Genomic DNA, 26,168 nt, shown 5'->3' on the forward strand with positions numbered 1-26,168 from the left:
CCATGCTGGGCGCACCAAAATAAAAGGCCCTGCTCCGCCGGGAGCCTGGCCTTTGCCTGTATATCTGTCCGACACTCCTATTCGTCAACAGCCACGCAAAGAGTTGACGGTCTGTTGCCCACACTCTGAATGGCTGCGCTTCGATTTAGTCTTCGTAATTCTCATCAATCTCTTCGCTAATGGTTAATTCCTCCCGATTGCGGCCCTTGTTCCGATGTCTTTGCGCTGCCCTCCTGGACTCGATGGCATCCTCATCTGCAAATTCCTGATCAGCGTCCCCGTTTGACTCATGCTCGCCATCATCATGCACATACAGGACGGCATTCTCTTCCTCGTCCTTATCTTCTGCACTTAACTCTTCCTGTGCGATCTCGCCATCCTCTTCGAGTGCTTCGAGCAGATCATTCTCCTCCAGCTCCTGCTCGAAATATTCCCTCATCTCACCGGTGATGGTGCCACCTTTCTCTCCGACTGCAATCCACTGAATCACTCCTTTTTCCTCTTGTCCGGAGCGATTTCGAAACACAGTGACTACTGCAGAAGTCCGATTGCCGTATTTAAAGGAAACATGGCAGCCCATCCGGTTTGTCATTGCCACCAGACAATAGTCGGCATTTGCGAACGGAGCGTCGAGCCGTATCGTTACGTCAACTGACTTTTTGCTGGCAGGGATCCGGAAGGAAAGGAACCCGAATTGCTGCAAAGTGACCCCTTGCGGCCTGCTGGTCTCCACCGGAACAAACGCCAGTTTATCCATTGTAACGGTGCCGTCCGCCAGATGGTTAGCCGTGATCGCTCCGTCGACGATATGTTCGCCTGCTACGCTTTCGGTCTTCAGATGTTTGGCGCCTACACTTCTTTCCATCAACTGCTCGCTGCCGATAGAATTATCCAGGAGGTGTTCTGCTCTGATCGCTCCTGGCGTAATTTTGTCCCTCGTGATCGACCGATCCTCGATGTGATCAGTCGAGATCGCAAACAGGCTGATCTTTTCTCCGGTTACGCTGCGTATCGCTATTTTCGAAGTAACGACTGCTTCCTCGCCAAGCTTCTCTGTCGTAATGGAAAGCGGTTTTAGATGCTGCGAGTCGACGGCTTTGTTGGCAATGTGAATGCCATGTACGCTCCCTGGAGCCAGATGGTCGGACGTAATGGCGCCAGCGATGAGATGCTCTCCGCTCAGGGTGTTTTTCTCTACATGGCCACCTGTTACCGACTGCAGCTCAAGCCTGGTGCCGTCCACGCTGCGAGCAACCAGTTTTTCCCGCGTTACACTGCTGGGTGCAAGCTTTTCAGACGTGACTGCTTGATTTTGCAAGTGCTCGGTTTGAACGGCGTTATTCGTCAGATGCCTTGACTGTATAGCTTTGTCGGCCAGCTTCTCCTCTGTAACGATATTTCGGGAGAGATGTCTTGCTTTGACCGATTCGCTGGCCAGTTTCGCGGAGGTGATGGCGCCGTCAGCCAGTTTGGTCGTCGTTATGCTCAGCTCCGTCACTTTGTCGGTCGACACGGATTCTGCCGCAAGCTTGGAGGTCGTAATGACGTGGTCGGCCAAATTATGCGTTTGCACAATATTGTCCTTCAAATGAATATTGCTGACAACCCGTTCACCCAAATGGGTGGCATCGATCACGCCCTTCGCCAGTTTATCCTTGGTGATCGAACCGTCAGCCAAATGCTTTGCATCGATCGTTCCCTCGTTTATGTGGTGGCTGTTCACGGAACGCGGGGCCAACTTGTCGGCATTCACTGCCTTGTCAGCAAGCTTTGCGGTCGTGACCTGGGCATCGCCTATTTTCTTATGGGTGACGCTGTTGTCCTGAAGATGGGCCGTTTGAATGACGGATGGTTGCAAATGAACGCTGGCTACCGACTCTTTAGCCAGTTTGCTTGAGGTCACGCTGTTCTCATCAAGGTGTTCGGTTGTGATGGCATAAGGTGCCACTTTTTGGCCCGTAACCGACTCTGGCGACAAGTGCTGTGATTGGACACTGAAGGAAGCCAGATGTTGGTCCTGGATGCTGCCCGGCATGATATTGCTGGCGTCAACGGCTCTGTCATTCAAATGTTCGTGCTGGATCGCACCGCGTTTGATATGGTGCGACTCAATGGCATCCTCGTCGATTTTGCTGCCGGTGACTGCTCCATCGCGAATTTTTTCATTGCTGACAGCGTTGTCTTCCAATTTGACAGAGTTGATAATGTAGTTGGCCAAATTTCCTTTTTGGATGGTACCCATCTTGATTTTCTCTGCGGTAATCGCTTGATCCTGGATGAGCTCTGTCGTGATGGCCTGCTCCTGGATGTGCTTCGTCTGAATGGAACTTTCAGCAAATTTGATTGCGTCAATCGTCTTGTCGGCAAGCTTCTCAGACGTAATGCTGTTGTTTTGCAGCTTGTCGCCCGAAATGGAACGGTCCTGGAGCATGTCGCCACCGATCACATTCTTGCCGATATGTGTGGATTGGATTGCTTCAGGTGCAATCTTGTTCGACGTTACTGCCCTGTCTGCCAGCTTGGAACTGTCCACAGCGTAATCTTTCAGCAAATTGTTGTCGATCGTTCCCGGTTTGATTTTGGAAGCGTCAACTGCCCGATTGGCGATTTTTTCGGTAGTGACAGCCTGATCGGTCAAATCATCCGTATAGACCACCGAATTGTTCGTCTCATCCCGACGTTCCTTGAGGACTTTGGAAAAAGTCGTCTGGTTTGAATTGACTTGCTGTTTCGGGATTTTTTGCAGAGGCGGATTGACACTGACAGGCTCCTTTTTCACGCTTGATACAGTAAATGACTCTTGTCCCCCGCTGGCCAACTGCCGGTCTGACTCCAAATCCTCGAGCCAGTCCACGTCAATATCGTTGTGCAGCAAAGGGAGTTCCAGCCTATCTGACCTTTTCCCCAACGGTTTGCTTACTTTTCGACGGTTCACCTTCGCCATGGTATATTCTTCCCTCCTGAAATCGTCCATGTCCTTCTGTAGGATATTCACCAGACCGCTCATTGGGCACCGTCAATATAAAATAATGCAAAGAAAAAAAAGAAGCCGGCGTTATACCGCCAGCTCCTTTTCAGGGGTGGATACAGAGGCAAGCAAGCTGCGAAAAGCATCGCCATGCAAAACCTCCGCTTGAAGCAACGTATGAAGACCCTCTTGAAAAACAGAGTCGTACTTGCTTAGCAGCGTTCGGGTTTTCTCCAGAAGGTCTTCGAGTATGCGCTCCACCTCGTCGTGAACCCGTTCCTTGGCCACGTACTGCAGGTGAACGATGCCCAATCCGGACATGCCGCTCTGCACGATCTCCTGTGCCATATTCAGCGCCTGCTCGAAGTCGTTCTTGGAGCCTGTGCTGCGGCCGCCGTAGTAGATTTCCTCAGCCACGGCCCCGCCCAAGCATACCATAATCTGCTTTTCCAAGGCTTCCTTCGTGTACAAGTACCGGTCTTCCATCGGATTTTGCCGGACGTATCCCAATGCTTTGCCGCGAGGGCTAAGCGTCACCTGGGAGACTGAACCGGGACGTACGGTTTCACTTACGATAGCATGGCCCAATTCGTGCAAAGCCACACGCTTTTTCTCTTCAGCCGAAGCTTCCCGGTCTACTTTTTCTCCCATCATGACTTTGTCTACGGCAAAGGCAAAATGACGCGCTTCAATTTGCGGGCTTTTCTCGCGCATTGCGTAAATGGCTGCTTCATTGGCTACGCTTTCAAGCTGGGCACCTGAAAAGCCAAATGTCTCCTGAGCGACTTGCTCCAGGGAAACATCGGGTGCGAGCGGTTTATTGGCCGTATGAATCACCAAGATTTGCTCCCGCGCCGTCTTGTCAGGCAAATCGACACTGATATGACGGTCGAAGCGTCCCGGACGCAGCAGCGCCGAGTCCAGCATGTCCTTCCGGTTCGTTGCCGCAATCATCAAGATGCGCGGTTTTTCGCTCGTTCCAATGCCATCCATCTCGGTCAACAGCTGGTTCAGCGTCTGATCGTACTCTCGCTGCTGCTGTCCGTCACGCTTTCCGCCGATCACATCGATCTCGTCGATGAAAATGATGCCGCTGTCCTGACCGTTCTTTTCAGCCAATGCCTTGACTTCCTTGAACAGATCACGGACACGCTGGGCTCCGACACCCACGTACATCTCCACAAATTGGGAACCGGACGCTGCGACAAAAGCGGAATTCGTGTAGTTTGCCGCCGCCTTCGCCATCAGTGTCTTCCCTGTCCCCGGCGGTCCTGTTAACAGCACGCCTTTCAATGGACGGATGCCGTACTGGGCGATTTGATCCTTGTGCTTCAAAAAATCAAGTGCTTCCTTCAGTTCGTTTTTGGCTCTTTCCTGGCCCCCGATCTCCGCAAACTGAACATTCGACTTGGGAACCACATTTTTCGTTTGCTTGCCTTTGCCACCGAACGATACATTTCCTTGGCTTTGTCGGACGACCAAAAAATAAAGGGCGAGCAGAACGACACCAAAGACGAGAAGGGGCGTTACATTGATGCCTAAAAACCAGAGAAACACCAGTATGGCCGGTATTGCTCCGCAGACGATTTCCTTACCCACGAACTGCCACCTCGCTTCCGGACGAACGAGGGACGATCGCGTAATAGTCGTCTGCCCCTCGCTTCAGGTATACGTATACATGCTCTGCATCCATCTGCGCCATCGCTTGGTCCAATTGATAAGCTGTTTTCCATTCGCCCACCAATTGCGGAATCCGGCTGTACTGATGCAAATCAACGGCTTCCGTGAACGAAAACAAGCCGTTCATCCATACCTTTTCCAGCTCTTTTGACTGGTTGCCAAGAGTGACCTGAATCTCTTTGCCCCCTGCCATTTCTTTTGCTTGCTGCATCAGCTTGCGATATTCCTGCGGGAACAGCTCCGGATGCGTTACATTCAAATCTATTTGGATGTGATCTTTTCCCACGTGTAGATGAGCCAGCTCTGCCGACTGCAATTGTCCGATCTGGGTGCGGATAGGCTCTTCGACCTCTATTTTCTGATATAAAAACCAACCGCCGAACAATAGCAGCAGGGTCGCCAGCAGTGAGAGTCCGATTGCCCCTTTGCGCATTTGCACAGTTTTCCCCCCAAACTATCTCAGAATGCTATGGTCTATCAACTTTTTCTCTTTTTGTCAACGGTTTTAGTATATCATACTGATATATTATTTTTTGCTTACAGTTGTTGGATGGAAATGAAAAAAGCCCTTCCGAAAATGGAAGGGCTATCTGACTATTTTGGGAGAAACGACGTAAGAGGTAAGCAGGGCACCTGTAAACAGATCGTAGTGCAAATAATGAAAACGGCCCTGTTGGTCCTGCAACGTTACTTCCCAAAAGCGATTCTTTTCGTCAATACCCGGAACGATATGGCGAATCGCTCCATCTGGAAATCCTTTTTTAACGGCCGCTTCCACGCTTTCACGGGTAACGGCTTTTTCCAGAGAATCAAATGCGACTGTTTCGGCCGTCAACCAGACCACCACAGGGGTGCCCGCCTGGTTTTTTCCCAGCACTACCGCATAGGATTGATTCCCGCGATACTCGTCTATGGAATCGATCTGCGCGACTGTTGTCCGCTCCTGGACCCATTGCCGTACCTGGGCCTCAAAATCATCCTGCTTCCCCACAACGGTTGCGCCCAGATGATAGGCCGAGCCTAGAACGAGCACAAGAATAACGGCGATTACTCCTGTAACGATTTTTACATACACCGGTAAAACTCCTTTATCCCCTTACATTACAACCGAAAGCGAAGCTGATCCTGCTTGAGTCCCGCAGCTGTCTCCATTTGCAAATAGATCTCCAATTGCCGCAATTCACGCGTCGGTCCATCGTACCATAATTGGTACTCGACTGCAATCTGATTGGCCAGACGCTGAGTCATATCCTTGATCGGAAAAGATGGTCCGAGCCACATGGACAACAGATCGGTCACCTCTGTAGAAGGCACGCTGAGACGATAGCCTTGCCAGCCCTGACCGGAACCATCTGCGACCGGAAGCGGCGCAACCCGCTCCAGCTTGCTTTTCAAGATAGCCGCATGCTGCTGGGGCGTATATAGCGAGTATGGCAAAGCCTGGTGGTCTTGAATTTCTCCGTCAATCGTGACATTGACCTGTTCCGCTTCTTTTTGCAGTTCAAAGCGATGTCCGGCTATTTCCCCGGCCAGCTGAAAATTTTCACCCTTGTACTTTCCGCTCAGAACGTAATCCTTTACGAAAACGGAGAATGGCCGCTCCGTATCTTTGGTTACCTGATCCAGCAAACTGGCAACGATCGCCCGGTCTGCCTCTTCTCGCTGTGTCGTCGAGATTACATGCGCTTCTTTTATATCCAGACGATTGTGAAGTTCTCCAAGCAAGGTGCCCAAGGCAAACAGGACGAGAAATAATGACGGAAGCCACCAGAGCTGTTTGGGCTTAATATACAAGTCCGTTCACCCCTGTCCCTTTTTCCTTATGCGTATGAATTCTGGGAAGGTTTTAGAACAGGACGGAAAACTTGCTAAACATACGACCCGGCACCTGGGCCATACTACAGATACACCCCGAGGAGGTGAGCGCGTGAAGCTGTCAAACCAAACGACATCTCCTGACCTCTTAGGGTCTATGCTGCAGGATTATCGCGTCTCCTGGGCAGCATTGTCTTCACCTCTAAGAGCATCGTCTCACTCATCCCCACTGGAATTTCGCCATACCTCGCTTGCGGAAGTATGGCGAAAATAAGTCGGCATGGTGACCAATCAAAATCCCTCTACCTACACCTACAACCTTTCTCCTGTCCCCCATGACAGGAGCCTTTTCCCTTATCGCTTCAATTGCTGAAACATCCGGTTGGCTTCAAAAATAACGCGCTCCTCGTCGACGGTGAGAAGCTCTCTGTTGCGCATCAGGAAAGAACCGGCCACAATCGTATCCTTAACATCGCGGCCATTTGCTGCGTACACGACATGGGACACGGGATCATGAGCCGGATGGAAATGCGCCTGATGACTGTCAAGCACAATCAAATCCGCTTGTTTCCCAGTCTCGATCGTTCCGAGTGTATCCGGCTGGAATACGCCCTCTGCGCCATAACGGGTTGCCATGCGCAGCGCTTCCTCGGCTGGAACTGCGACGGGGTCGTTGTTTACGCCCTTGTGCAAAATGGCAGCCAGCTTCAGCTCCTCAAACAGGTTGAGGTTGTTGTTGCTCGCGCTGCTGTCTGTTCCGAGGGAAACGTGAATCCCTTTTGCCAGCATTTTCGGTACTGGCGCCACTCCACTTGCCAGCTTCAGGTTGCTGACGATATTATGCGATACCTTCACGTGATAGTTTGCCAAGACGTCGATCTCTTCATCCGTGAGGTGAACGGCGTGGGCGAGCAAAGTTGGACGATTGAAGACACCCAGCTTTTCCAGGTGAGCAACCGGGCGAACCCCATAATCCTTTACATTCTGACCAACTTCCCACTCCGTCTCCGACATGTGGATATGGATCGGCAGAGACAGCTCCTCCGCTTTTTCCACAATTTGTGTGATAAATTCCGGCGGGCAAGTGTACGGAGCATGTGGAGCCATCATGACGGTCACGCGTCCATCCGCCTGGTTATGCCATTCACGGGCGAAAGAAACGGCATCCCGCAGCTTTGCCTGACGCTCTTCCTCGGAGCAAAGGCCGATCATTCCGCGGCAGAGACGCGCTCTCATCCCGGACGCTTGCACGGCTTTTGCCACTTCATCCATATGATCATACATATCGACGAATGTCGTCGTACCGGTCCGAATCATTTCGATAAGGGATATGTATGTGCCCCATTTCACATGCTCGGACGTGAATTGTGCCTCCAGCGGCCACATTTTGTCTTCGAGCCACTGCTGGAGCGGCAAGTCATCCGCATAACCGCGGAGCAGCGACATTCCTGCGTGCCCGTGTGTATTGATGAAGCCTGGCAGCACATAATCCCCTTTCAGATCAATCACTTCGTCATAGCCGGAGAGATCATCGGGGGTCGGACCGACGTACGTAATACCCGCTCCTTCAAATCCGACAGCTCCGTCCTGAATCACTTCATTTTGGTCATTTGCGGTAATTACCGTTGCATGGGTCAATATGGTCTTTTTCATCGTTACACTCCATTCTTACGTCAAGTAATAAGCAAGGCTCTGCAAACTGGATGTCACATCGGCATAGTGGATCCTGACATCGCGTTCGGTGCGAATCGTGGTGGGAGCAAAATTCAAAATCCCTTCAATCCCGGCCTCAAACAGCAGGTTGGCGACCGACTGGGCCGCCGCTGCTGGCACTGTTAGGATGGCAAGACGAATTTTCTGCTCTTTCACGGTCTGAATCAGCTCTTCCAGTGGCTGAATGGTGATTCCCGCGAGCACTTTTCCGCATTTGGCCGGGTCATTGTCAAAGATAGCCGCAATCCGCATGTAATCCTCTACCTGCGCATTGTAATTGCTAATGGCGTGTCCCAGATGCCCGGCCCCGATCAGCGCCACGCGAATTTCCTCGCTCAATTTTAAGATCTGACGGATTTTTTCTACCAAATAGTTCACGTCATAGCCGATGCCCTTTTTGCCGAAATCCCCAAAGGAAGAGAGATCTTTTCTGATTTGGGCAGGGTTGACGTCGAGATTTTTGCCCATCTGCTGGGAGGACACCGTCGTCACGCCCACTTGCTGCAGATAGCTTAGGTAGCGCAGATAAATCGGCAACCGGCGCACAACCGCTTCCGAAATCTTTTCACTTTTGGCCACGTACGGTCGATCCTCCTTACTTTTTTCTTTTCAAAACGCGATAATCCTTTCCATTGGAGAGGATCGTGATGGTTCCGTTCTGACTGGTAATGTAGGTCTCAGCCCAGGATTCGCCGAGCCGCTCCAGCACTTCTTCCTGGCCATCCTTTAGCTTTTCTCTCGGCTTTCCGGTTAAAATGACCGCCACTTGCGGATCCACCTTGCTCAAAAATGGCTGCGAGGAAGCCTGATTGCTGCCTTGAGCAGCAACCTTCAAAACCGCTGCTTTCAATTGATCTGCGTGTTTCTCAAGCAGCCTCTCCTCGGCCTTTTCATTCATCGCACTGGCGAAGAGAAAAGACAACTTGTCATGCCGCAATTGAAAGACAAGGGAGTTGTCTTGCGGAGACAGGAACAGCGGTTCACTCGGGTGCAGGACCTGGAGCATCACGTCTTCGTCCAGTCTGATTGCTTCTCCGTCAGTAACAGTCACTGCCTTTTTTGCTGCTTTGAGCGGGGCCGCGTTGCGAATCGAAGACTCAATCGGACGGGGCAAAATGACGTTCTCTACAAGCACCCGCTCCACAAGAAAAGCGAAGCCCCCTGCGTGCCCCGGCAAATCATTTGTCAAGACCACGTAATCCAACCGGGTAATTTTCCGTTCGGTCAGCGCCGCAAACAAGCGGGGCCAATCCTCAGCGCTTCCGGTATCAACGAGCATGTTTTTTCCATTCGGCAATCGAATCAAGGTTGCTTCCCCGTGCGGCAGCTCCAGATAGTGGATGACAAGCCCGATGAATTCACTCTCGTCTTCACTTGCGAACGGATCTTCTACTTTTACCGCCTTTTGCAAGTGGTTGTCGATCGAGCAGCCGGGTATCAAAAGCATTGTGACAGCCAACACCAACAGCCAAGCTCTTCCCGCTTTCCACAGCATTTATTTTATCACCTATATCCCTGTGAGACTATTGATTCATTTTATGAATCAGACAGGGATTGCATGCCCCGAAGAAACGGAGCGATGTCTTCGCGCAGGGTTGTCCAGGGGCCTGTTCTCGTATCGAAAGGTGGGAGCGATTTGAGAAACGAGCGTCCGTAGCGGGATTCCACGATGCGTGTATCAAGCACGACAACTACACCGCGATCGTCCTGGTGGCGGATCAGTCTTCCGACCCCTTGTTTGAATTGGATGACAGCCTGAGGCAAAGCGATCGACATAAACGCGTTTTTGCCCTGCTCTTTTACCTGCTCTGCCCTCGCCTGATAAATCGGGTGGTTCGGCGGAGTAAACGGAAGGCGTACAATCACCAGACAGCTCAATGCCTCGCCCTGGATATCTACCCCTTCCCAGAAGCTGCTCGTCCCCAGGAGAACGCTGTTTGTTTCTCTCTGGAACATGCGCACCAGCTTTGTCCGGTTGTTGCTGTCGATTCCGTGTCCGAGCAGTGTATAAGGCTCGTTGTCCAGTTGTTCCTTCAAGCCTTGGTACACCACACGCAGCATCGAATAGGAGGTGAACAGGATCATTGTCCGGCCGCCTGCTGCCCTGATGGCATCCACGCATCCCTGAATCACGGCCTCGAGGTACTGCTGCTCGCTCTCTTTGCCCAATGTAGGCAGATCGGATGGAATCAGCAGGAGCCCTTGCTTTTCATAACAGAACGGAGACGGCAGCTGGAGTGTTCGGACGCGCTCCTCTGGCAGCCGGTCGAGCCCCATCCTTTCCAGAATATATGAAAAGCTGTCTTTGACTGTCAGCGTCGCCGAGGTGAGAATCACGCTTCTGCGCTCGTCAAAAAGCGGTTCCGCCAAGCGTGTTGCCACTTGCAGCGGCGCAGCATGAAAGTACACTTGCTTTTTCGGGGTGCGAGACTCGATTTCCATCCAGCACACATACTCATCATCCGGCTCCAGGAGAAAGAAGTGAACCATTTCCATCCCTTCTTGCCACTCCTTCAGCAAGCCTGCAGCATCGGTATGAAGACTTTGCAGTTCAAAAGACGGCTTTTCGCCGGATGGCATGGAAGACAAAAGCGATTCCAGGTCAGACGCGTAGATCGACATCGATTCGATTACCCGCCGGGCCGTTTTTCGGATTCGCTCGTGCTTGCCGGAAAAAGACAGCGTCTGGTAACGGACCGTATCTCTTCCGGTATCGGAGGTCTCTTCTCCTCGGTCTGCCGCCCACTGATACAACAACTGCGTCAGTTGCTGGGCCTTTTCCTTGAGCCGGAGAAAATGCTCATTCATGCTTGCCCGCACCGAATTGACAGCCGCTGCCTTCTCATTTCCTGGCCAAGCCAAGAGCTGCTCGGCAAAACGGTGGAGATAGCTGCCCTCCTCCGGATTGGCTCGCTCCAGCAAAAACAAGAGCTGGGCCGTCGAAAATTGCTTGCCCAGATGGTGGGTTGCCACACTCTCCAAATGATGGGCCTCGTCAATGATCGTGATGTCATGAGCAGGCAGGATTCTTTTCTCAGCCTGCAGATCGCTGACGAGCAATGCGTGATTGACGATGAGAACATCTGCTTCGGCGGCTCTTTCCCGCGCCTGAAAGTAATAGCAGCGGCTAAACCATGGACAATTCCGGTGAAGACATGAATCCGTATCGCTTTTCACCTGCTGCCAGTACAACTGGCCGGTTGACGGCATGCTTAATTCTTCGACATCCCCGGTCTCGGTCTGGGTCAGCCAGGTCACCATTTGGCCTTTCACCAGCCGGAGCTCCTGGCTGCTGCCTTCCATGGACTCTTCCAGACTCTGTTCAAATTTTCGCAGACAGAGGTAGTTCCCTCTCCCCTTGAGCGTGGAAGCCCGGAAGGAGAACGGGAGCGACTGCTGCAGCGCGGGGATTTCTTTGTGAAACAGCTGCTCCTGGAGCTGAATCGTATTCGTACTGATGACGACAGGCTCGCGCCGCTGCTTCGACCAGAGGATGGCCGGCAGCAAATACGCGAGAGATTTGCCGGTGCCGGTCCCCGCTTCCACTAGCAAGTGAGATCCCTTCTCCATCGAGTCAAAAATGGCCCGCATCATCGATTCTTGGGCCTCCCTCCGCTGGTACCCCGCAAGGTTGCGGGAAAATGCGGCTTCTTCCCCAATCATCTGTTCGATCATGTCCTCAAACGAAGAAGTGGCCGGCAAGCCTGGGCTTTCTTCCCTTTTCAGAGAAGCTTTGAGGCGTTCCGGCTTTTTGCGCAGAGCAAGCTGCCTGTACACATCCCATTTTTCGGAATCGTCCGGGTCTGACATCCCGTCAGCGTCCCGCCCGAGCGTATCCAACTGGTCCATCGATCCCCATTTTTTCATCTCAAAGAACCGCAAGAGCTCCGAAATATCGGAACGAAAAGAAGAGACCAGCATCTGCAGGCGTTGGATGGTCACCAGAGGCAGCTCATTTATAATGTCCAGCAGATGCAAAAACAGCTGGGCCGTAGCCAAAGCGTCACTGTCCGCCTGGTGCGGACGATCATGTTCAATGTGCAGGTCATCAGCCAATTCTCCCAACCGATAGCTGCCTTGCATCGGCAACAGGAAACGAGAGAGCTCGACCGTGTCCAGTACATATCCGTCAAACGTATAATAGCCCTGGCTCAGCAGGGCTTCTTGCAAAAACTGAAGATCGAAGCTGGCATTATGCGCGACGAATGCCCGTCCTTCCAGCATGCGAAGGAATCGCGGCAGGACCTCCTCCATTGTTGGCGCATCCGCTACCATCTCGTCGGTAATGCCAGTCAATTGCTTAATAAAAGGGGGAATCGCCTGTCCCGGATTGATCAGGGTGGAAAATGACTCGGTAATATGTCCGTCGTCAATCGTAACGGCACCGATCTGAATGATGCTGTCTCCCTGTCTGGGATGGCTCCCCGTGGTTTCGAAGTCTACTACGATGAAACGATTCAAGCTATGGTCACCTCGTACTTGCGCGGCCCGTATCGTGTCCGCTTCCCTAACACTTCGGCAAAGACCGGGAAATTTCCTGCTCCCCGTTCAAGGATGCAATAGTTCGCTCTCGGTTACGGGTTCCCCCAGCTTGCCTGCGCACATTTGCAGATAAAACGGTATTTCCCTGAAGTGATCGCTGTGCGGCAATACCCGGCGGAAATATTGTTCGGCCAGTCGCCAGTTTTCCTCTGCCAAGGCGATCCGCCCCAGGTGGTAGTATCCGAGTGATCGGACGTATGGATCCTGGTCTTCGGTAAACGGCTTTGCCAGTTGTTTGGCCGCCAAAATATCCCCCATCCATTCATAGGCCGTGATCATTCCCGATTGGGCAAGGCGATGATCCCGCTGCTTCAGCAAAATGAACCGGAAGGCTGCCAATGCCTCTTCGATTTTGCCGTCAAATAACAGCATCCAGCCATAGCTAAAGGTAAAGTCGAGCTGATCGGGGGCCAGGGCGATCGCCTTTTTCATCAATGTCAAAGCGCGGCGCGTTCCGGCGATGAGCCACGTGTTCCAGGCCAGCCCATGCCAAGCATGGCCGTCTTGCGGATAACGCTCGGTCAGGAAGTGATAGCAGATCTGTGCCCGGTGGTAATTCCCCAACGATTCATAGAGGGAGGCCATCTCCTGCAGCGTCGCGCTGTCAAGATTGCGGTTGGGCAGCCTAAGTCCGCCAGGCGGCGCCAGCTCCGCTGCCGGGTCGCTCATTTGCAGCAGACGGGCTGCCCGCAGCCAAAGCATCTGCGCTTCCCAATCCTGTTCTCCTTCATCGAGCACCTTCTCGATCGTCTCCATGGCCTCGTGGATGTATCCGTCTTCCAGATAGCACAGCGCCAAGTTAAACCAGGCATCCCGGTGATCGGGCTTGATCGAAACGGCTTCCTTGAACGCTTGGGCAGCTTCCAGCCACTGCCGTTCTTCGGCCAGGATGCATCCGATGGCATTATAGCTGATCGCCGTGACCGCAGGGGAGCTGGCCGATCTGCTAAGGAGGCGAAATTCCCGCAGCGCCGTTTCCTTTTCACCGCAAAACAAGAGACTGTACCCGTAATACAACCGCCCGCTTTCCCAGTCCGGAGACTGGTCTACCAGCTCGGCAAAACAGCGTTTGGCATCCTGGTACATCCGGAGGTGGTAAAAGCCCTCTCCTTTCCGAAACATATGCTCATATTCCCGATGCAACTCGAGGTGACCCTGCTTTTGCTGGGAAGCTGCTTGTGCCAAGGACTGCTCTTCGGCCGTAGTCGCGCCGTCTGTCAAAGCGGATTGCAAATCCTTCCACGCAGATGTGGAAGCGTTTTGATCTGCTTTTGGCTGTTTCCCCTCGGTCTTCGGCTTGTCCTGTGATGTATACGATTGTCCAGCAAGAGGCTCGCCAAAAGCTTCTTCCTGCTCATCATCCTGGCCTTCCATCTTTTTAATCTGCCGAATTGCAGCAGACAGCTTCTCTTCAAACTGCAGCCACAGATCGACGACTCTGTCGCTTACCTGGCGAAGCTGAAACAACTGATCAGCAAGCTGAAGCTTTTCATGCTCGGAAGCCGCCGGCCACCTTTGTTCAATTGTTTCCGCTTTTGTTTGCAATGTATCAAACCATTCTTCCAGCTTCAAAAAAAAGCCACCCCCTGTGAGGCGTGTGTAGTCTCATTGTTTCACAAGGGATGGGGCTCTATGCAGATTCTCCCGATTAATAGACGGTGGCGTGTACTTCCTCGGCGAGAAGCTGTGCAATTTTATTGTGCTCATCCATGATCGCAACCCGCGGTTTGTGGCTGCGGGCTTCTTCATCGCTTACCAGCGCATAGGAAATGATGATGACGATATCGCCGGGCTGCACCAACCGGGCTGCCGCTCCATTCAGGCAAATAACGCCGCTTCCCGGTTCTCCCTCGATCACGTACGTCTCCAGACGAGCTCCGTTGTTGTTGTTGACAATCTGCACTTTTTCATTCGGCAAGATGTCCAAGGCATCGAGAATGTCCTTGTCAATCGTAATACTTCCTACGTAATTCAGATTCGCTTCCGTTACCGTTGCCCGGTGAATCTTTGCTTTCATCATCGTACGAAACAAAGGGGAATCCTCCTTTTCCTGCATCAAACTGTCACAATCACGTTGTCAATCAAGCGTGTTTTGCCAAATCGCACAGCCAGGGCGATCAATACCCGGTCTCCCTTTTCCGGTGCTTCTGGCTTTGTCAAATCAGGGTATCGCAACAGCTCTACATAATCGATGTCCGCCAGCGGCTCGGCCTCGATGGTACGGATCATCTCATCCCGGACGCTATCGAGGTCTGCTCCGCTCGCCACTTTCTTTTCGGCTAGCTGCAGGCTGCGGTACAAGACAGCAGCCTGTTTTCGTTCTTCGGCGCTGAGATAAACATTTCGCGAGCTCATCGCCACGCCGTCTGCTTCGCGGACAATCGGGCAAGGGATGATGGTCACAGGCACGGAAAGATCCCGTACCATCTGCTCCACAACAGCAACCTGCTGCGCATCCTTTTGTCCAAAAAAGGCGTAATCGGGCTGCACGATCTGGAACAGCTTCAAAACGACTGTCGCCACGCCGTCAAAATGACCGGGACGGGAGCGGCCGCAGAGCGGTTCCGAGACGCCTGAGACAGAGACGTTTGTTTTTACTTGCTGCGGGTACATTTCCCCTACACTGGGCGAGAACACAAAGTCAACACCGGCAGACGCCGCCATCTTCAAATCCCGCTCCATATCGCGAGGATAACGGTCAAAATCCTCGTTTGGCCCAAACTGCAGCGGATTGACGAAAATGCTCATTACGACGATCTCACAGTGTTTTTTTGCTTCATTCACCAAACTGAGGTGTCCCTCATGCAAGTAACCCATCGTCGGTACGAGCCCAACCCGTTTTCCCTGACGACGAGCTTCTTTCAGATGCTGCCGCAGCTCGGCAATCGTCACTACTTGCTGCATGGTCTGCATCATGACCGTAATCCCCCTCCTCCGTACAGCTTCGAAACCATTTCTTCTTTGGCATGAAAGACATGTTCCGGAGCGGGGAAACGGCGTTCCTTTACTTCGGATACATAATCACGCACTGCGTCCCGGATGGAAGTGCCGACATCCGCGTACCGTTTCACGAACTTCGGCTGCAATTGCGATGCGTACCCCACCAGGTCATGAAAAACGAGGACTTGTCCATCGCAAGAACTGCCAGCGCCGATGCCGATAACCGGAATGTCCAGTTTGGCGGAAATAAGCGCTGCCACCTCTTCCGGCACACATTCCAGCACGAGGGAGAAAATGCCTGCCTCCTGCAATGCTTCCGCCTCGTCCATCAGCCGGCGCGCCGCTTCCAGATCCCTTCCCTGGACCTTGTAGCCGCCTAATTGATGAACAGCCTGGGGGGTCAAGCCGATATGACCCATCACGGGTATGCCCGCCTGCACGCAACGTTTTACGAGCGGAACAAGTTCGGTGCCCCCCTCCATTTTGACGGCCTTTGCCAACCCTTCCTGCAAGAGCCTGCCCGCATTTTTCACGCCTTCTTCTACGGTACCGTGATAGCTGAGAAACGGCAAATCCGCCACGACGAACGCTCTCTTGGCCGCTCTGGTCACAGCTTTGGTATGGTGCAGCATGTCATCCATTGTCACTGGCAGCGTCGAGTCGTATCCGAGTACGACCATGCCGAGTGAATCACCGACAAGGATCATTTCGGCCCCGGCCTCTTCCACCAGCTTGGCTGAGGGAAAATCGTAAGCGGTAATCATGGCGATTGGTTCGCCCGCATGTTTTTTTGCGCGCAGATCAGACGTTGTGATCGGCGCCAGGTTGTTTGTCATCTCTCTCCCACCTCTACATGCGCCCTTTCCCGTGAGACCAGTACGGAAACAAAAAAACCTTCTCGCCGATAAAGGGAGAAGGTTGTCCACGCAAATACCTGGCAACATCATCAATGTCGCCGGATTCCTTCTGTCTCGGTCCACACAGGCTCTGAGCAGATTGTTGTCCATAGCATTACACAGAATGAAAAGAAAAACCCCACATACGGGAGTGCCGGTCGGAAACCCGATACAGCCTCCACTCATGGAGTATATCAAAAGAATCAGGAATTTGCACCATAATTGACGTCTGCCGAGTACACCTTGTGCCTCTTTCCAGTGGCGTCTTCCAGGATCAGCACGCCTTCCTCGTCCAGGCCAATCGCCCTTCCTTCGAGCGTATGCTGAATCGTGCTCACGGTAATCCATTTGCCGATCGTATAGGAGTGCTGCTCCCATTCCGATTTGACCCGCTCAAAGCCCTCCCGCAAATAGTGATCGTATTCCCGCTCAAAATTCTCGCAAAAGCGCTGGATGAAAGCGACCCGCTTGATCGGCTTGCCCGATTCGATGCGAAGGGAAGTCGCGATCGAGGACAGCTCCGGCGGGACGTCCTTTTGCTCGAGATTGGCGTTGATCCCCATTCCGATCACCAGGTAGTTGACGCGGTCCGACTCTGCATTCAATTCCGTCAAAACTCCGCTGACCTTCTTGTCGCCGATAAAAAGATCATTGGGCCACTTTATTTTGATGTCAACGCCGGTTTCTTCCCACATCGTCTTGGCCAACGCTACCGCGGTCAACAGCGTCATTTGCGGAGTTTTGGGCAGCGGAATTTCGGGTCTGATGATCAGACTCATCCAGATACCGGTCCCCCTCGGAGAATGCCAGGGGCGGCCAAGTCGTCCCTTTCCGCCCGTTTGCTGCTCCGCGATCACTAGTGTTCCCTCAGGCGCACCTTTGGCGGCAGCCTCGTGCGCCAATGGCTGCGTCGAGAGAACGGTGTCATACGCCAGAACCTGCTGGCCGATCCGATAGGTGCTGAGTCCGGCTCTGATCTCCTCCGCTGAAAGGCGGTCGGGTGCAGCGATCAAGCGATAGCCTGATTTCCGCAGAGCCTCAAACTCATACCCGTCCTTGCGCAGCTCCTCGATATGCTTCCAGATCGCTGTACGCGAGCATCCACAGGTCTGACTCAGCTCCTCCCCGGAGATGAACTCCCCGGGTTTTTCATGAAATGCCTTGATAATCTCTTGCTTAATATTCATGACGGGCAACCTCTTTCTTCGCTTCCTCAAGCAATGCCTCCGGCGTATTCGCCAAACCGTAAAATGCCGTCTGCTCCCACAGATGCTGCAGCATGTGCTGTACCCATTGGCCGGGCTTTTTGTCCAGCAACGTATACAGTTGCTTTCCGTTCAAGGCCAATTCCTGCACCGATTTGACAGGCATTTTTTCGCAGGTATCTTCCAATGATTTTTTCAAATCAAGAGCCGGCATGTTTTTCCATACGGCCTCAAGAAGATTCGACAGCTCCAGACAGAACGGCAAACCCGTTTGCAAGAGCAGGGGCCTCCAGTCGATCACAGTTGGTTCATCCCATTTCGGCTTCAATTGCGTAATATGCTGGACAAAGGAACAGACCGCTTCTGTCTCCCGTTTTGACAGCTTCAGCTCATGGCAAACGCCTCTTGCCTGATCGGGGTCAAGCCCGGCCGCATACATCAGCAATGCCCATTTTTGCGGAAGGTTCGCAAGGAAAGGCAATCGCGAGACATACTCCTGTCTCACCGAGAAAAGGCGCTGCAGCAAAGGTGATGTGTGCAGTGCTGCCGTCTCCGCCAAAAGCCTTGCCCCTACCTCCGGCGCTGGACTGTCCATGATTTTATGCAGTTCATCACGAACTCGCTCCATCGCGATATGGGACAGCAGAAAAGAGGTTTCGCTCATGGCTGCAAGAGTTGCGGGCTCGATCTGAAAGTGTAATTGTGCGGCAAAGCGAACAGCCCGCAAAATACGAAGCGCATCCTCTCGAAAGCGTTGAACCGGTATGCCTACCGCGCGAATCAGACCGTTTTCCAGATCAGCCTTGCCCTGAAGGGGGTCTTTCAAACAGCCATTCCGATCCATGGCAATGGCATTCATCGTAAAGTCCCTTCGCTCCAAATCGATTCGCAGCTCCGAGACAAAACTGACTTCGCTCGGCCTGCGAAAATCTTCATACCTTCCTTCAGTGCGATAGGTCGTCACTTCATAGAGCGAGCCGTCCAGCTTGACAGAAACAGTCCCATGCTTGAGTCCTGTCGGCACATGGTCGGGGAACAAGCGCATCACGTCGCCTGGATGGGCATTGGTACATATGTCTATATCATGCACAGGTCTATTCAGCAGCCAGTCACGGACGCAACCGCCGACGAAATAAGCCTCGTACCCGTTTTCCTCCAGTATTTTCAAAATGATTTCTGCCTGTTTCTTTCCCACACGTTACACTCCGTTTTCGTCCGCCCTGGTTAGTAGGAGGCGTAGTTGATGAAATTTCTCATGGGTTTATTTATTATGATTTCGAAGCTGTTTCAGCTTGCAAAAAGCAGTCCGGTCCGTTCCGTCCATAAATCAAGATTGATTGATTAATTGCAGATAGAGCGACTCGTACTCCGAAGCGATCTTGTCGTGACAAAATGTTTCACATGAGCGCTCGATGCTGCTCCGGGAAAAGCGGGCGTACAATTCTTCATCCTGCAGTAAACGCAGCGTCTGTTCAGCCATTCCAGCCACATCTCCGATTGGGCGGAGAAACCCGCACACGCCGTCCAACACGACTTCCGGCAAGCCGCCAGCCAGTGTAGCGACCACAGGTACGCCACATGCCATCGCTTCCAAGGCTACGAGTCCAAAGCTCTCTTTTTCGGAAGGAAGCAGCATCACATCCGCCATCGAGATGACTTCGGCAACATCCTCCTGCTTCCCGAGGAAATGAACGTCTCCCTCCAGGCCTTTTTCAACGATTTTCTGGCGTACCATGCTCAGATCAGGCCCTTCTCCGATCAACAGCAGCTTTGCCGGCATCTGATCCCGGACCCTTGCGAAGACTTCAATCACGTCCTGTGAACGCTTGACCGGTCGGAAGTTGGAAATATGCATGATAATTTTCTCGCCGTTCGGGGCAAATACCCGCTTGATTTCGCTTACTTCCTTGGGGTAGTACCGGCGCTTGTCGACGAAGTTATACACAGGGACAATGTCTTTCTCCACGTGAAGCAATTCTTTTGTCTGGCGTATCAAATCATGGGATACCGCCGTGACCATGTCGCTTTGTTCGATCCCAAAGCGGATCAGGCTGCTCAAGCTCGAATCGTAACCGAGCACCGTGATATCGGTCCCGTGCAAAGTCGTGACGATTTTAAGCTGCTCGCCCACCATCTGTTTGGCCAGATAGGCACAGAGAGCATGCGGTACGGCGTAGTGAACATGCAGAACGTCCAGCTTCTCGTTCTTTGCCACTTGTGCCATGCGGTTCGCCAGCGTCAGATCATAGGGCGGATATTTGAAGACGTCGTAATGACTGACCTCTACCTCGTGATAAAAAATGTTGGGGTGAAACTTCCCGAGGCGAAACGGCATGCTTGATGTAATGAAATGCACCTGATGCCCGCGTTCGGCAAGAAGCTTCCCCAGCTCTGTCGCCACAACGCCAGAACCTCCCAGTGACGGATAGCAGGTAATTCCGATGTTCATTCTTGATTTCACCTCTGTTTACAAACGATCCAGCACATAGGGTGTGGCGCTGACAAACCCTTCGGCATACATAACACCAGACTGCTGTCCGAATAACCGCTCCCGGTATTCCACTGATTCCAGATAGCCGTTATTCAACGGGGTAGCGACTGTCCCCTCTTCACGTTCAAATTGGCTCCGGTAACAGCGCAGCACATCCATTTTTTCTTTGTAGACAGATGTAATGTCTACAACGACATTTGGTGTCACGGTCGTATTGATAAAGTAGTACAACAGTTTTTCCGGACGGTAAGCAGGAAGCGACAGGCCAGCCGGGTACTTGCGGATTCCCGCGGAAAACACGGCTTCGCGGACGATTCTGCTCACGCTTTCGTGATCGGGATGCCGGTCTTGCCAATAAGGAGCGAGCACAACGCGCGGTTTGATCTGCCGAATCAAATCGACCGTCCGGCTGATAGCCTCTTCCTTTACAGCTTCCAGGCCGCGGTCAGGCAACCCGAAATTGTACCTTGTAATTCCCCCTAAAGCCCGGTCTGCCGCCGCTGCTTCCTGCTGCCTGCGCTCTACGGTCCCATTGGAAGAGAGCTCTGCATAGGTCAAGTCCAGGATTCCGACACGCTCTCCTCGTTTTGTGGCGAGCAGCAAGGTTCCTGCGGCGCCTATTTCCACGTCATCGGGATGCGCTCCGATTGCCAGGATATCTACACGATCCATGCGTTTCACTCCTTGTGAACAATTTCCCGCCAGCTAAGCTCACCGCGTTCCAGAGCTTTCAATAAGACCTCAGCCGTTCCCAGATTGGTGGCAAACGGGATTTTGTGCACGTCGCAAAGTCTCAGCAAAGCGATAATATCCGGCTCATGAGGCTGAGCCGTCAGCGGGTCGCGCAGGAAGATGATCAGATCCATTTCATTCCGTGCGATCATGGCCCCAATCTGTTGGTCACCACCAAGCGGTCCGGAAAGGAAACGAGTCAGGGTCAAGGAGGTCGCCTCCATGATCCGAAGACCTGTCGTACCGGTTGCATACAGCTCGTGTTCAGATAAAATGCCTTCGTACGCCATGGATAGGTTTACAATCTCTTCTTTCATCCGGTCATGGGCAATCAATGCGATTTTCAATCAGACCTCTCCCTTGCTGTCAGTAGGAATTAAACGATCGTTTAAAAATGCAACCTAGTCGATCAAATGCTCCAGTCCATAGACCAATTGATTGAGGTTCATCACGGCTTTAATGGCCATGTTCACGCCAGGCATGAACGATTCGCGGTTGATCGAATCGTGCCGAATCGAAAGAGTCTGACCAGTCGCTCCAAACAGCACTTCCTGATGAGCCACCATCCCCGGCAAACGAACGCTGTGGATGCGAAAACCATCGTAGTCAGCGCCCCTGGCTCCAGCGATTGTTTCTTTCTCTTCCGGATGCCCTTGCTTCATGTTCTCCCGGACAGCAGCGATCATTTCTGCTGTTTTCAATGCGGTTCCGCTTGGTGCATCCAGCTTTTTATCGTGGTGAAGCTCGATAATTTCCACATGCGGCATGTATTTTGCTGCCATCGCCGCGAATTTCATGCACAAAATGGCCCCGATCGCAAAGTTCGGGGCAATAATGGCTCCAAGCCCCGCTTCTTTATAGCGGGCCGTCAAGTCTTCCAATTGCTCCGGAGTAAGCCCGGTCGTCCCGACAACCGGTCTTACATTGTGACGCAAGCACAGCTCCATATGCCGATAAACCGTATGCGGAGTCGTGAAGTCAACCAGCACATCCGGCTTCATCTCTGCCAGCTGCCGCTCAATTTCTTCATCACTCACCCTCGTGTCCAATGCTCCAGTATAGACCAGCTCCTGATCCTCGCCAAGCATTTTGACGACTTCTTGTCCCATTCGGCCTTGCGCTCCTGCAACCGCGATACGAATCTGTTTTTCCATCATTCTTCCGTCTCCTCTATTCTTGTCCACCGGTCTTTATCCCGTGTGTTGAACTTATGCATGATACGGTCAAATGCCTCTTGCAGGTCGATGCCGAGCGAATTGGCAAAACAGAGCACAATAAAGAAAACATCACCCAGCTCCTCTTCGACCGTTTTTTCGCCCTCATCCTTTTTCTTTGGCTTTTCGCCGTAAAAATGATTGATCTCCCTTGCCAGCTCGCCCACTTCTTCTGTCATTCGGGCCATCATTGCCAAGGGGGAAAAATAACCTTCTTTAAACTGTGATATGTATTGATCTACTTCTTGCTGGATTTCCTCCAGGGTTTTGCGCTGAGTCATCGGGTCACTCCTTTTGCAGCCTTGATTTGCCATTGCCTTTATCGTAACCGAAACAGGGCCGTTTGCCAAATCTCAATACGCTGCGACTGGCAGCATATGGACATTTCCATCAGCCTTCAATTATAATGGCTGTCGTATACATCAAAGCAACTAGGTATGATAAACAAAGTTTCGCCAGTATGAAGGAGGCACCCGAAGGGCACGGGATCTGGCTGCGCATGGATGCTTATTCGAGGCAGTTTCGCCAGTTTAAGGAGGCACCCGAAGGGCACGGGATCTGGCTGCGCATGGATGCTTATTCGAGGCAGTTTCGCCAGTTTAAGGAGGACTTTATGAAAATTCGGTTGACAAGCATTATTGCCATCATCATTGGTTCTGCCATCATGGGGTTTGGCATTAACGCCTTTAATATTCCCAATAACCTGGCAGAAGGCGGAATCACAGGGATCAGTATCTTGATCAAGCTGCTTTTCCCGAGCGTCGACCAAGGTATTGTGTTTTTCTTGCTGAACATTCCCCTGTTCATCCTCGGCTGGAAGGTTTTGGGGCGGACTGCTTTCATCTATACCATTTTGGGAACTGTCTCGTTATCCGTTTTTCTCTCCTTGTTTGAAGGTGTCTACCCGATGCCGATGCAGGACCGCCTGCTCGCCTCCCTGTTTGCCGGGGTTGCTGTAGGTGTCGGACTGGGGATCATTTTCCGATACGACGGAACGACGGGTGGAGTCGACATCATTGCCCGATTGCTGCAAAAATACATGGGAATTAGCATGGGACGTACACTCTTTTTCGGAGATATTCTCGTCATCGGAGCATCCCTTGTCTATTTGAATGTGGAAAGCGCGATGTACACGCTGGTGGCGGTATTTATCGCTGCGCGAGTGATCGACTTTTTTCAGGATGGAGCGTATGCCGGAAAAGCGCTCACCATCATTTCCGATCACGCAGACGACATTGCCAAACAAATTCTTGACCTTGGCCGCGGCGTAACACTTTTGGCGGGAAAAGGGGCATTCTCCGGCGCAGAAAAGCAAGTCGTCTATGTCGTCGTTAGCCGAAATGAGGTAATGCGCTACAAAAGCATCGTACAGGGCATCGATCCTCACGCGTTTGTGATCGTCAATGATGTTCATGAGGTGCTTGGCGAAGGCTTTACATTGGACGAAAACAAGCAGCCTATACGGAGTTAACGATTTAAGCCAATCAACGGGAAAACACCTCGGGATTTTTTCATCTCGAGGTGTTTTTTTCGGAAAAGTATAAAAGCCTAATAAGAAGAAAAAGAGGACAGGCATAAGGCGGTTAGCTTCAGCATCTATCTCCTCCACGCTGCTACGATACCGTCCGGAACTGTCCCTGATACTTTTTCCACGCTACGTAGGCCAAGGTCATCAAAACAGCCGCTACGATGCTGAAAATCAATCCAAATGGCGATTCGCTGCTGATCAGGTAGGCAATCGTGCTCTTGTCTTCGCCGATAAAAGCTTCCTGCATGCTGGTTTGCAGTTCCCGCAGAGCGCTCCGGATTTGATTCCATTCGATTTTGCTGTTCCTCATTTCCTTGGAGATGGCGTCATATGCCGAATCGATTTTCTTTAGCTGTTGTTCGGGAAGATGGATCGTCATCGCTGGTCTGATCACGTGATACAACCGAGAGTTTTCTTCGTATTGTTCGCGAAAATGAGCGTAATCACGCCTGACCGCAGATTCCAACAAATCCTGCAGCTGTGCAGAAACGGACGTGTAATAGCCCCTCCACATCGGCTGATGATCATGTGTCAGCGCGTCGATAACGACTCGTACACGAGTAGCATGCTCCAGCAGTTGCTGCTCATCGAGCGCCGTGTTGTTCAAGCCGTTCCTGGCAGCAAGAATTGATTGCGTGACCGCATTCAAGCTTTCGATTCTCAGCGTTTCCGGCAGCTGCAGATGAGGGAACTGCTCTGCCAGCATCCGGACCCGCTGCCGGGCCGACTCCAGGTCCCCTTTTCGTGCTGCGTCCAACATCTGGTGAGCTATGTCATCCAATGCGGCAAGCTGCTTTTCCTCCGCCGGCCGCTCAAGGTTCGTCAGTAATGAATGAATCGGCCACGATAAGAGCAAGCCGATCACCAGGAAGAACAGCAGGAACCGGATGTTCTTCTTCACACAAAAACCCTCCTTCCCTTAGTACAACCTATGGAAAGGAGGACATGTTTAGACCTTGTTTCTGCCGAATCGCATATTGGCAAACCAAATAATCGAGATCGAAACGATACTGAGAAGCACTGTACAAAAACCGATGATACCCGTATAGGGATCGAGCACGGCAGGCAGCCACGGATGAATATCCATCACATAATCGAGGAAATCATTGTTCAATGTCCATAGTGCAGCAATTCCTACAGGAAGCCAGCTCAATTTATAAAAACGAGCATACAACACGGACTCGGCGGCCATTCCAGTATGAGAAACCAACAGCATAATATCGGTTCCGCGAATGGGATTCCCCATCATCCAGCCGGCAATGATAATCGCTACCGCCCATATGCCGTATTTAAAATTAGTAATGCCAGCGAGGGCTTCCAAAACAGGAATGTGGCGTCCGAGCAAATACGTTAGCAACACCAGGGTAAACAAACCACTGCCTGTCGGGCTGTCCGGGACGAACAAGCGAAGATACGCCGGTGTGTCAGCTAATTGATTGCCGTACCAGATGAATCCATAAATGGTTCCTAGCAAGTTTACGACAAACAGGGTCCAGAGAAACCACCTTTTCCCTAATGACTGCCAAAACCACTCCCATAACAAGCTCATGAAAATCGTCTCCCGCTATGTTCGCCGCTAAAGAAAAAGCTGACCGAACGACAGTCAGCTTTTTCTTTATAGGCTTATTTCAAGGATGCCAGGTACTCTGCAAGTTTTTGGATCTCTGCCTCGTCCTGAATCAGGCCGCCAGGCATCTGTCCTTTACCGTTCTTGATGACTTCTGCAATCTGTGCAGCGTCGAGCTGGCTACCGATCTTTTGCAGATTCGGTCCGAGTGCGCCTTCCATGTTTTTGCCGTGGCAACCCATGCAACCCGTTTGTGCTGTCCAGAGAGGATCTGGCTTGAAGCTTGGGTCGGCTGGTGCTGCAGGAGCAGCAGCGCCGGAGCCACCGCCGTGTCCGCCGCTTCCGCCCTTGCTGGAGGCATGGTTCAGAGAGTGCTCATGGTCAGCTGCCCAAGTCAGGTAAAAGATACCAACCAACGCTGTCAGCATCAGGCCTGTCGCAACAGGACGACGAGACGGACGGCGGTCTTTACCAGTGTCCAGCCAAGGTGCCAGCATCAAAGCACCGAACGCAATACCTGGGATGACAACTGTTCCGAGGACGACCCAGTCCCCTGCAGCCCAAGGATACTTGAGCAATTGGTACAGGAACAAGAAGTACCAGTCAGGCAGCGGGATGAACGAAGTGTCGTTCGGGTTTGCCAGATCGGTCAAAGGCGATGGGTGTGAAACCGTTAACACCAGGAAACCGACCAAACAAACAGCTGCGACCATCCATTCTTTCAGCAGGAAGTTCGGCCAAAACGGCTCGGATTTTCCCGGAAAATCCGAATAAGATGGGGCAATATTCGGGATGCGCTTCGCCGATATTCGGGAGTCTCCGACGAAGGTAGCATCTTTGTCCTGTTTTGCCATGCTAATACCTCCTTAGTATCGAA

The 26,168-nt window shown here is 52.2% G+C and carries 24 protein-coding genes; 1 reads left to right on the forward strand and 23 read right to left on the reverse strand.

What is annotated here, in order from left to right:
- Positions 1 to 145: 145 nt before the first annotated feature.
- The 20 genes from EDM54_RS14395 to EDM54_RS14490 all read right to left on the reverse strand — a co-directional run bounded on the left by EDM54_RS14395 (position 146) and on the right by EDM54_RS14490 (position 22,477).
- A complete protein-coding gene (locus EDM54_RS14395; RefSeq protein ID WP_122958390.1) occupies positions 146 to 2,944 on the reverse strand; it encodes a WIAG-tail domain in 2,799 nt (932 codons plus the stop codon).
- 111 nt (positions 2,945 to 3,055) lie between these two features.
- Complete coding sequence (locus EDM54_RS14400) at positions 3,056 to 4,567, reverse strand: AAA family ATPase (protein WP_024985016.1); 1,512 nt, start codon at positions 4,565 to 4,567, stop codon at positions 3,056 to 3,058.
- On the reverse strand, positions 4,560 to 5,081 hold the full coding sequence (locus EDM54_RS14405; RefSeq protein WP_003387033.1) for a hypothetical protein: 522 nt from the start codon (positions 5,079 to 5,081) through the stop codon (positions 4,560 to 4,562). Before EDM54_RS14405 ends, EDM54_RS14400 begins: the two co-directional genes overlap by 8 nt.
- Before the next feature lie 153 nt (positions 5,082 to 5,234).
- Positions 5,235 to 5,723 (reverse strand): cell wall elongation regulator TseB-like domain-containing protein, encoded by a 489-nt coding sequence (locus EDM54_RS14410; protein ID WP_122958391.1) that lies wholly within the window; start codon positions 5,721 to 5,723, stop codon positions 5,235 to 5,237.
- 26 nt (positions 5,724 to 5,749) lie between these two features.
- The gene (locus tag EDM54_RS14415) at positions 5,750 to 6,442 is read right to left on the reverse strand and encodes a hypothetical protein (protein WP_003387035.1); all 693 of its coding nucleotides are present in this window, start codon (positions 6,440 to 6,442) and stop codon (positions 5,750 to 5,752) included.
- A gap of 375 nt (positions 6,443 to 6,817) precedes the next feature.
- A complete protein-coding gene (locus EDM54_RS14420; protein ID WP_024985013.1) occupies positions 6,818 to 8,116 on the reverse strand; it encodes an amidohydrolase in 1,299 nt (432 codons plus the stop codon).
- Positions 8,117 to 8,131: 15 nt separating this feature from the next.
- Positions 8,132 to 8,755: a redox-sensing transcriptional repressor Rex gene (locus tag EDM54_RS14425; protein WP_003387037.1), complete on the reverse strand. Its 624-nt coding sequence runs from the start codon at positions 8,753 to 8,755 to the stop codon at positions 8,132 to 8,134.
- A gap of 16 nt (positions 8,756 to 8,771) precedes the next feature.
- Positions 8,772 to 9,671: a ComEC/Rec2 family competence protein gene (locus EDM54_RS14430; protein ID WP_024985011.1), complete on the reverse strand. Its 900-nt coding sequence runs from the start codon at positions 9,669 to 9,671 to the stop codon at positions 8,772 to 8,774.
- 41 nt (positions 9,672 to 9,712) lie between these two features.
- A complete protein-coding gene (gene dinG, locus EDM54_RS14435) occupies positions 9,713 to 12,637 on the reverse strand; it encodes an ATP-dependent DNA helicase DinG, 3'-5' exoribonuclease type (RefSeq protein WP_031933272.1) in 2,925 nt (974 codons plus the stop codon).
- An 87-nt stretch (positions 12,638 to 12,724) separates the two neighbouring features.
- A complete protein-coding gene (locus EDM54_RS14440) occupies positions 12,725 to 14,290 on the reverse strand; it encodes a tetratricopeptide repeat protein (protein WP_039070942.1) in 1,566 nt (521 codons plus the stop codon).
- 76 nt (positions 14,291 to 14,366) lie between these two features.
- Positions 14,367 to 14,750 carry an aspartate 1-decarboxylase gene (gene panD, locus EDM54_RS14445; protein WP_003387042.1) on the reverse strand — a complete coding sequence of 128 codons (384 nt, stop codon included), beginning with the start codon at positions 14,748 to 14,750 and terminating at the stop codon, positions 14,367 to 14,369.
- Positions 14,751 to 14,773: 23 nt separating this feature from the next.
- Complete coding sequence (gene panC, locus EDM54_RS14450; RefSeq protein WP_003387043.1) at positions 14,774 to 15,634, reverse strand: pantoate--beta-alanine ligase; 861 nt, start codon at positions 15,632 to 15,634, stop codon at positions 14,774 to 14,776.
- Entirely contained in the window at positions 15,631 to 16,494 is an 864-nt protein-coding gene (gene panB, locus EDM54_RS14455; protein ID WP_003387044.1) for a 3-methyl-2-oxobutanoate hydroxymethyltransferase, read from the reverse strand. The genes panC and panB overlap by 4 nt, the downstream gene beginning before the upstream one ends.
- A 263-nt stretch (positions 16,495 to 16,757) precedes the next feature.
- Complete coding sequence (locus EDM54_RS14460; RefSeq protein WP_024985008.1) at positions 16,758 to 17,741, reverse strand: biotin--[acetyl-CoA-carboxylase] ligase; 984 nt, start codon at positions 17,739 to 17,741, stop codon at positions 16,758 to 16,760.
- The gene (locus EDM54_RS14465; RefSeq protein ID WP_024985007.1) at positions 17,731 to 18,954 is read right to left on the reverse strand and encodes a CCA tRNA nucleotidyltransferase; all 1,224 of its coding nucleotides are present in this window, start codon (positions 18,952 to 18,954) and stop codon (positions 17,731 to 17,733) included. The genes EDM54_RS14460 and EDM54_RS14465 overlap by 11 nt, the downstream gene beginning before the upstream one ends.
- A gap of 132 nt (positions 18,955 to 19,086) precedes the next feature.
- Positions 19,087 to 20,208: an N-acetyl-alpha-D-glucosaminyl L-malate synthase BshA gene (bshA, locus tag EDM54_RS14470; RefSeq protein WP_031933270.1), complete on the reverse strand. Its 1,122-nt coding sequence runs from the start codon at positions 20,206 to 20,208 to the stop codon at positions 19,087 to 19,089.
- A gap of 18 nt (positions 20,209 to 20,226) precedes the next feature.
- Complete coding sequence (gene bshB1, locus EDM54_RS14475) at positions 20,227 to 20,922, reverse strand: bacillithiol biosynthesis deacetylase BshB1 (RefSeq protein ID WP_003387048.1); 696 nt, start codon at positions 20,920 to 20,922, stop codon at positions 20,227 to 20,229.
- A 5-nt stretch (positions 20,923 to 20,927) separates the two neighbouring features.
- Positions 20,928 to 21,329, reverse strand: a complete 402-nt coding sequence (locus EDM54_RS14480) for a methylglyoxal synthase (protein WP_003387049.1) — start codon at positions 21,327 to 21,329, stop codon at positions 20,928 to 20,930.
- Positions 21,330 to 21,383: 54 nt separating this feature from the next.
- The gene (gene dapB, locus EDM54_RS14485) at positions 21,384 to 22,136 is read right to left on the reverse strand and encodes a 4-hydroxy-tetrahydrodipicolinate reductase (protein ID WP_003387051.1); all 753 of its coding nucleotides are present in this window, start codon (positions 22,134 to 22,136) and stop codon (positions 21,384 to 21,386) included.
- On the reverse strand, positions 22,136 to 22,477 hold the full coding sequence (locus EDM54_RS14490; RefSeq protein WP_003387052.1) for a nucleotide pyrophosphohydrolase: 342 nt from the start codon (positions 22,475 to 22,477) through the stop codon (positions 22,136 to 22,138). The genes dapB and EDM54_RS14490 overlap by 1 nt, the downstream gene beginning before the upstream one ends.
- Positions 22,478 to 22,809: 332 nt before the next feature.
- Between EDM54_RS14490 and EDM54_RS14495 the strand changes: the two genes are divergently transcribed.
- The gene (locus EDM54_RS14495; protein ID WP_003387053.1) at positions 22,810 to 23,667 is read left to right on the forward strand and encodes a YitT family protein; all 858 of its coding nucleotides are present in this window, start codon (positions 22,810 to 22,812) and stop codon (positions 23,665 to 23,667) included.
- 142 nt (positions 23,668 to 23,809) lie between these two features.
- Here the strand turns inward: EDM54_RS14495 and EDM54_RS14500 are convergent, their stop codons facing one another.
- The 3 genes from EDM54_RS14500 to EDM54_RS14510 all read right to left on the reverse strand — a co-directional run bounded on the left by EDM54_RS14500 (position 23,810) and on the right by EDM54_RS14510 (position 26,145).
- Positions 23,810 to 24,625: a sporulation protein YpjB gene (locus EDM54_RS14500; RefSeq protein WP_003387054.1), complete on the reverse strand. Its 816-nt coding sequence runs from the start codon at positions 24,623 to 24,625 to the stop codon at positions 23,810 to 23,812.
- A gap of 48 nt (positions 24,626 to 24,673) precedes the next feature.
- Complete coding sequence (locus tag EDM54_RS14505; protein ID WP_003387055.1) at positions 24,674 to 25,273, reverse strand: DUF1405 domain-containing protein; 600 nt, start codon at positions 25,271 to 25,273, stop codon at positions 24,674 to 24,676.
- A gap of 74 nt (positions 25,274 to 25,347) precedes the next feature.
- Positions 25,348 to 26,145 (reverse strand): menaquinol-cytochrome c reductase cytochrome b/c subunit, encoded by a 798-nt coding sequence (locus EDM54_RS14510; RefSeq protein ID WP_003387056.1) that lies wholly within the window; start codon positions 26,143 to 26,145, stop codon positions 25,348 to 25,350.
- Positions 26,146 to 26,168: the final 23 nt, after the last annotated feature.

The sequence above is a fragment of the Brevibacillus borstelensis genome (assembly GCF_003710865.1).
GTDB lineage: Bacteria > Bacillota > Bacilli > Brevibacillales > Brevibacillaceae > Brevibacillus > Brevibacillus borstelensis.

Excerpts from the sequence above, each read along its gene's own strand:
- EDM54_RS14395 (WP_122958390.1), bottom strand. The coding sequence starts at position 2,944 with ATGGCGAAGGTGAACCGTCGAAAAGTAAGCAAACCGTTGGGGAAAAGG.
- EDM54_RS14405 (WP_003387033.1), bottom strand. The coding sequence starts at position 5,081 with ATGCGCAAAGGGGCAATCGGACTCTCACTGCTGGCGACCCTGCTGCTA.
- EDM54_RS14420 (WP_024985013.1), bottom strand. The coding sequence starts at position 8,116 with ATGAAAAAGACCATATTGACCCATGCAACGGTAATTACCGCAAATGAC.
- EDM54_RS14430 (WP_024985011.1), bottom strand. The coding sequence starts at position 9,671 with ATGCTGTGGAAAGCGGGAAGAGCTTGGCTGTTGGTGTTGGCTGTCACA.
- panC (WP_003387043.1), bottom strand. The coding sequence starts at position 15,634 with ATGATGCAGACCATGCAGCAAGTAGTGACGATTGCCGAGCTGCGGCAG.
- panB (WP_003387044.1), bottom strand. The coding sequence starts at position 16,494 with ATGACAAACAACCTGGCGCCGATCACAACGTCTGATCTGCGCGCAAAA.
- EDM54_RS14460 (WP_024985008.1), bottom strand. The coding sequence starts at position 17,741 with ATGAATATTAAGCAAGAGATTATCAAGGCATTTCATGAAAAACCCGGG.
- bshA (WP_031933270.1), bottom strand. The coding sequence starts at position 20,208 with ATGAACATCGGAATTACCTGCTATCCGTCACTGGGAGGTTCTGGCGTT.
- bshB1 (WP_003387048.1), bottom strand. The coding sequence starts at position 20,922 with ATGGATCGTGTAGATATCCTGGCAATCGGAGCGCATCCCGATGACGTG.
- dapB (WP_003387051.1), bottom strand. The coding sequence starts at position 22,136 with ATGGAAAAACAGATTCGTATCGCGGTTGCAGGAGCGCAAGGCCGAATG.
- EDM54_RS14490 (WP_003387052.1), bottom strand. The coding sequence starts at position 22,477 with ATGACTCAGCGCAAAACCCTGGAGGAAATCCAGCAAGAAGTAGATCAA.
- EDM54_RS14495 (WP_003387053.1), top strand. The coding sequence starts at position 22,810 with ATGAAAATTCGGTTGACAAGCATTATTGCCATCATCATTGGTTCTGCC.
- EDM54_RS14505 (WP_003387055.1), bottom strand. The coding sequence starts at position 25,273 with ATGAGCTTGTTATGGGAGTGGTTTTGGCAGTCATTAGGGAAAAGGTGG.
- EDM54_RS14510 (WP_003387056.1), bottom strand. The coding sequence starts at position 26,145 with ATGGCAAAACAGGACAAAGATGCTACCTTCGTCGGAGACTCCCGAATA.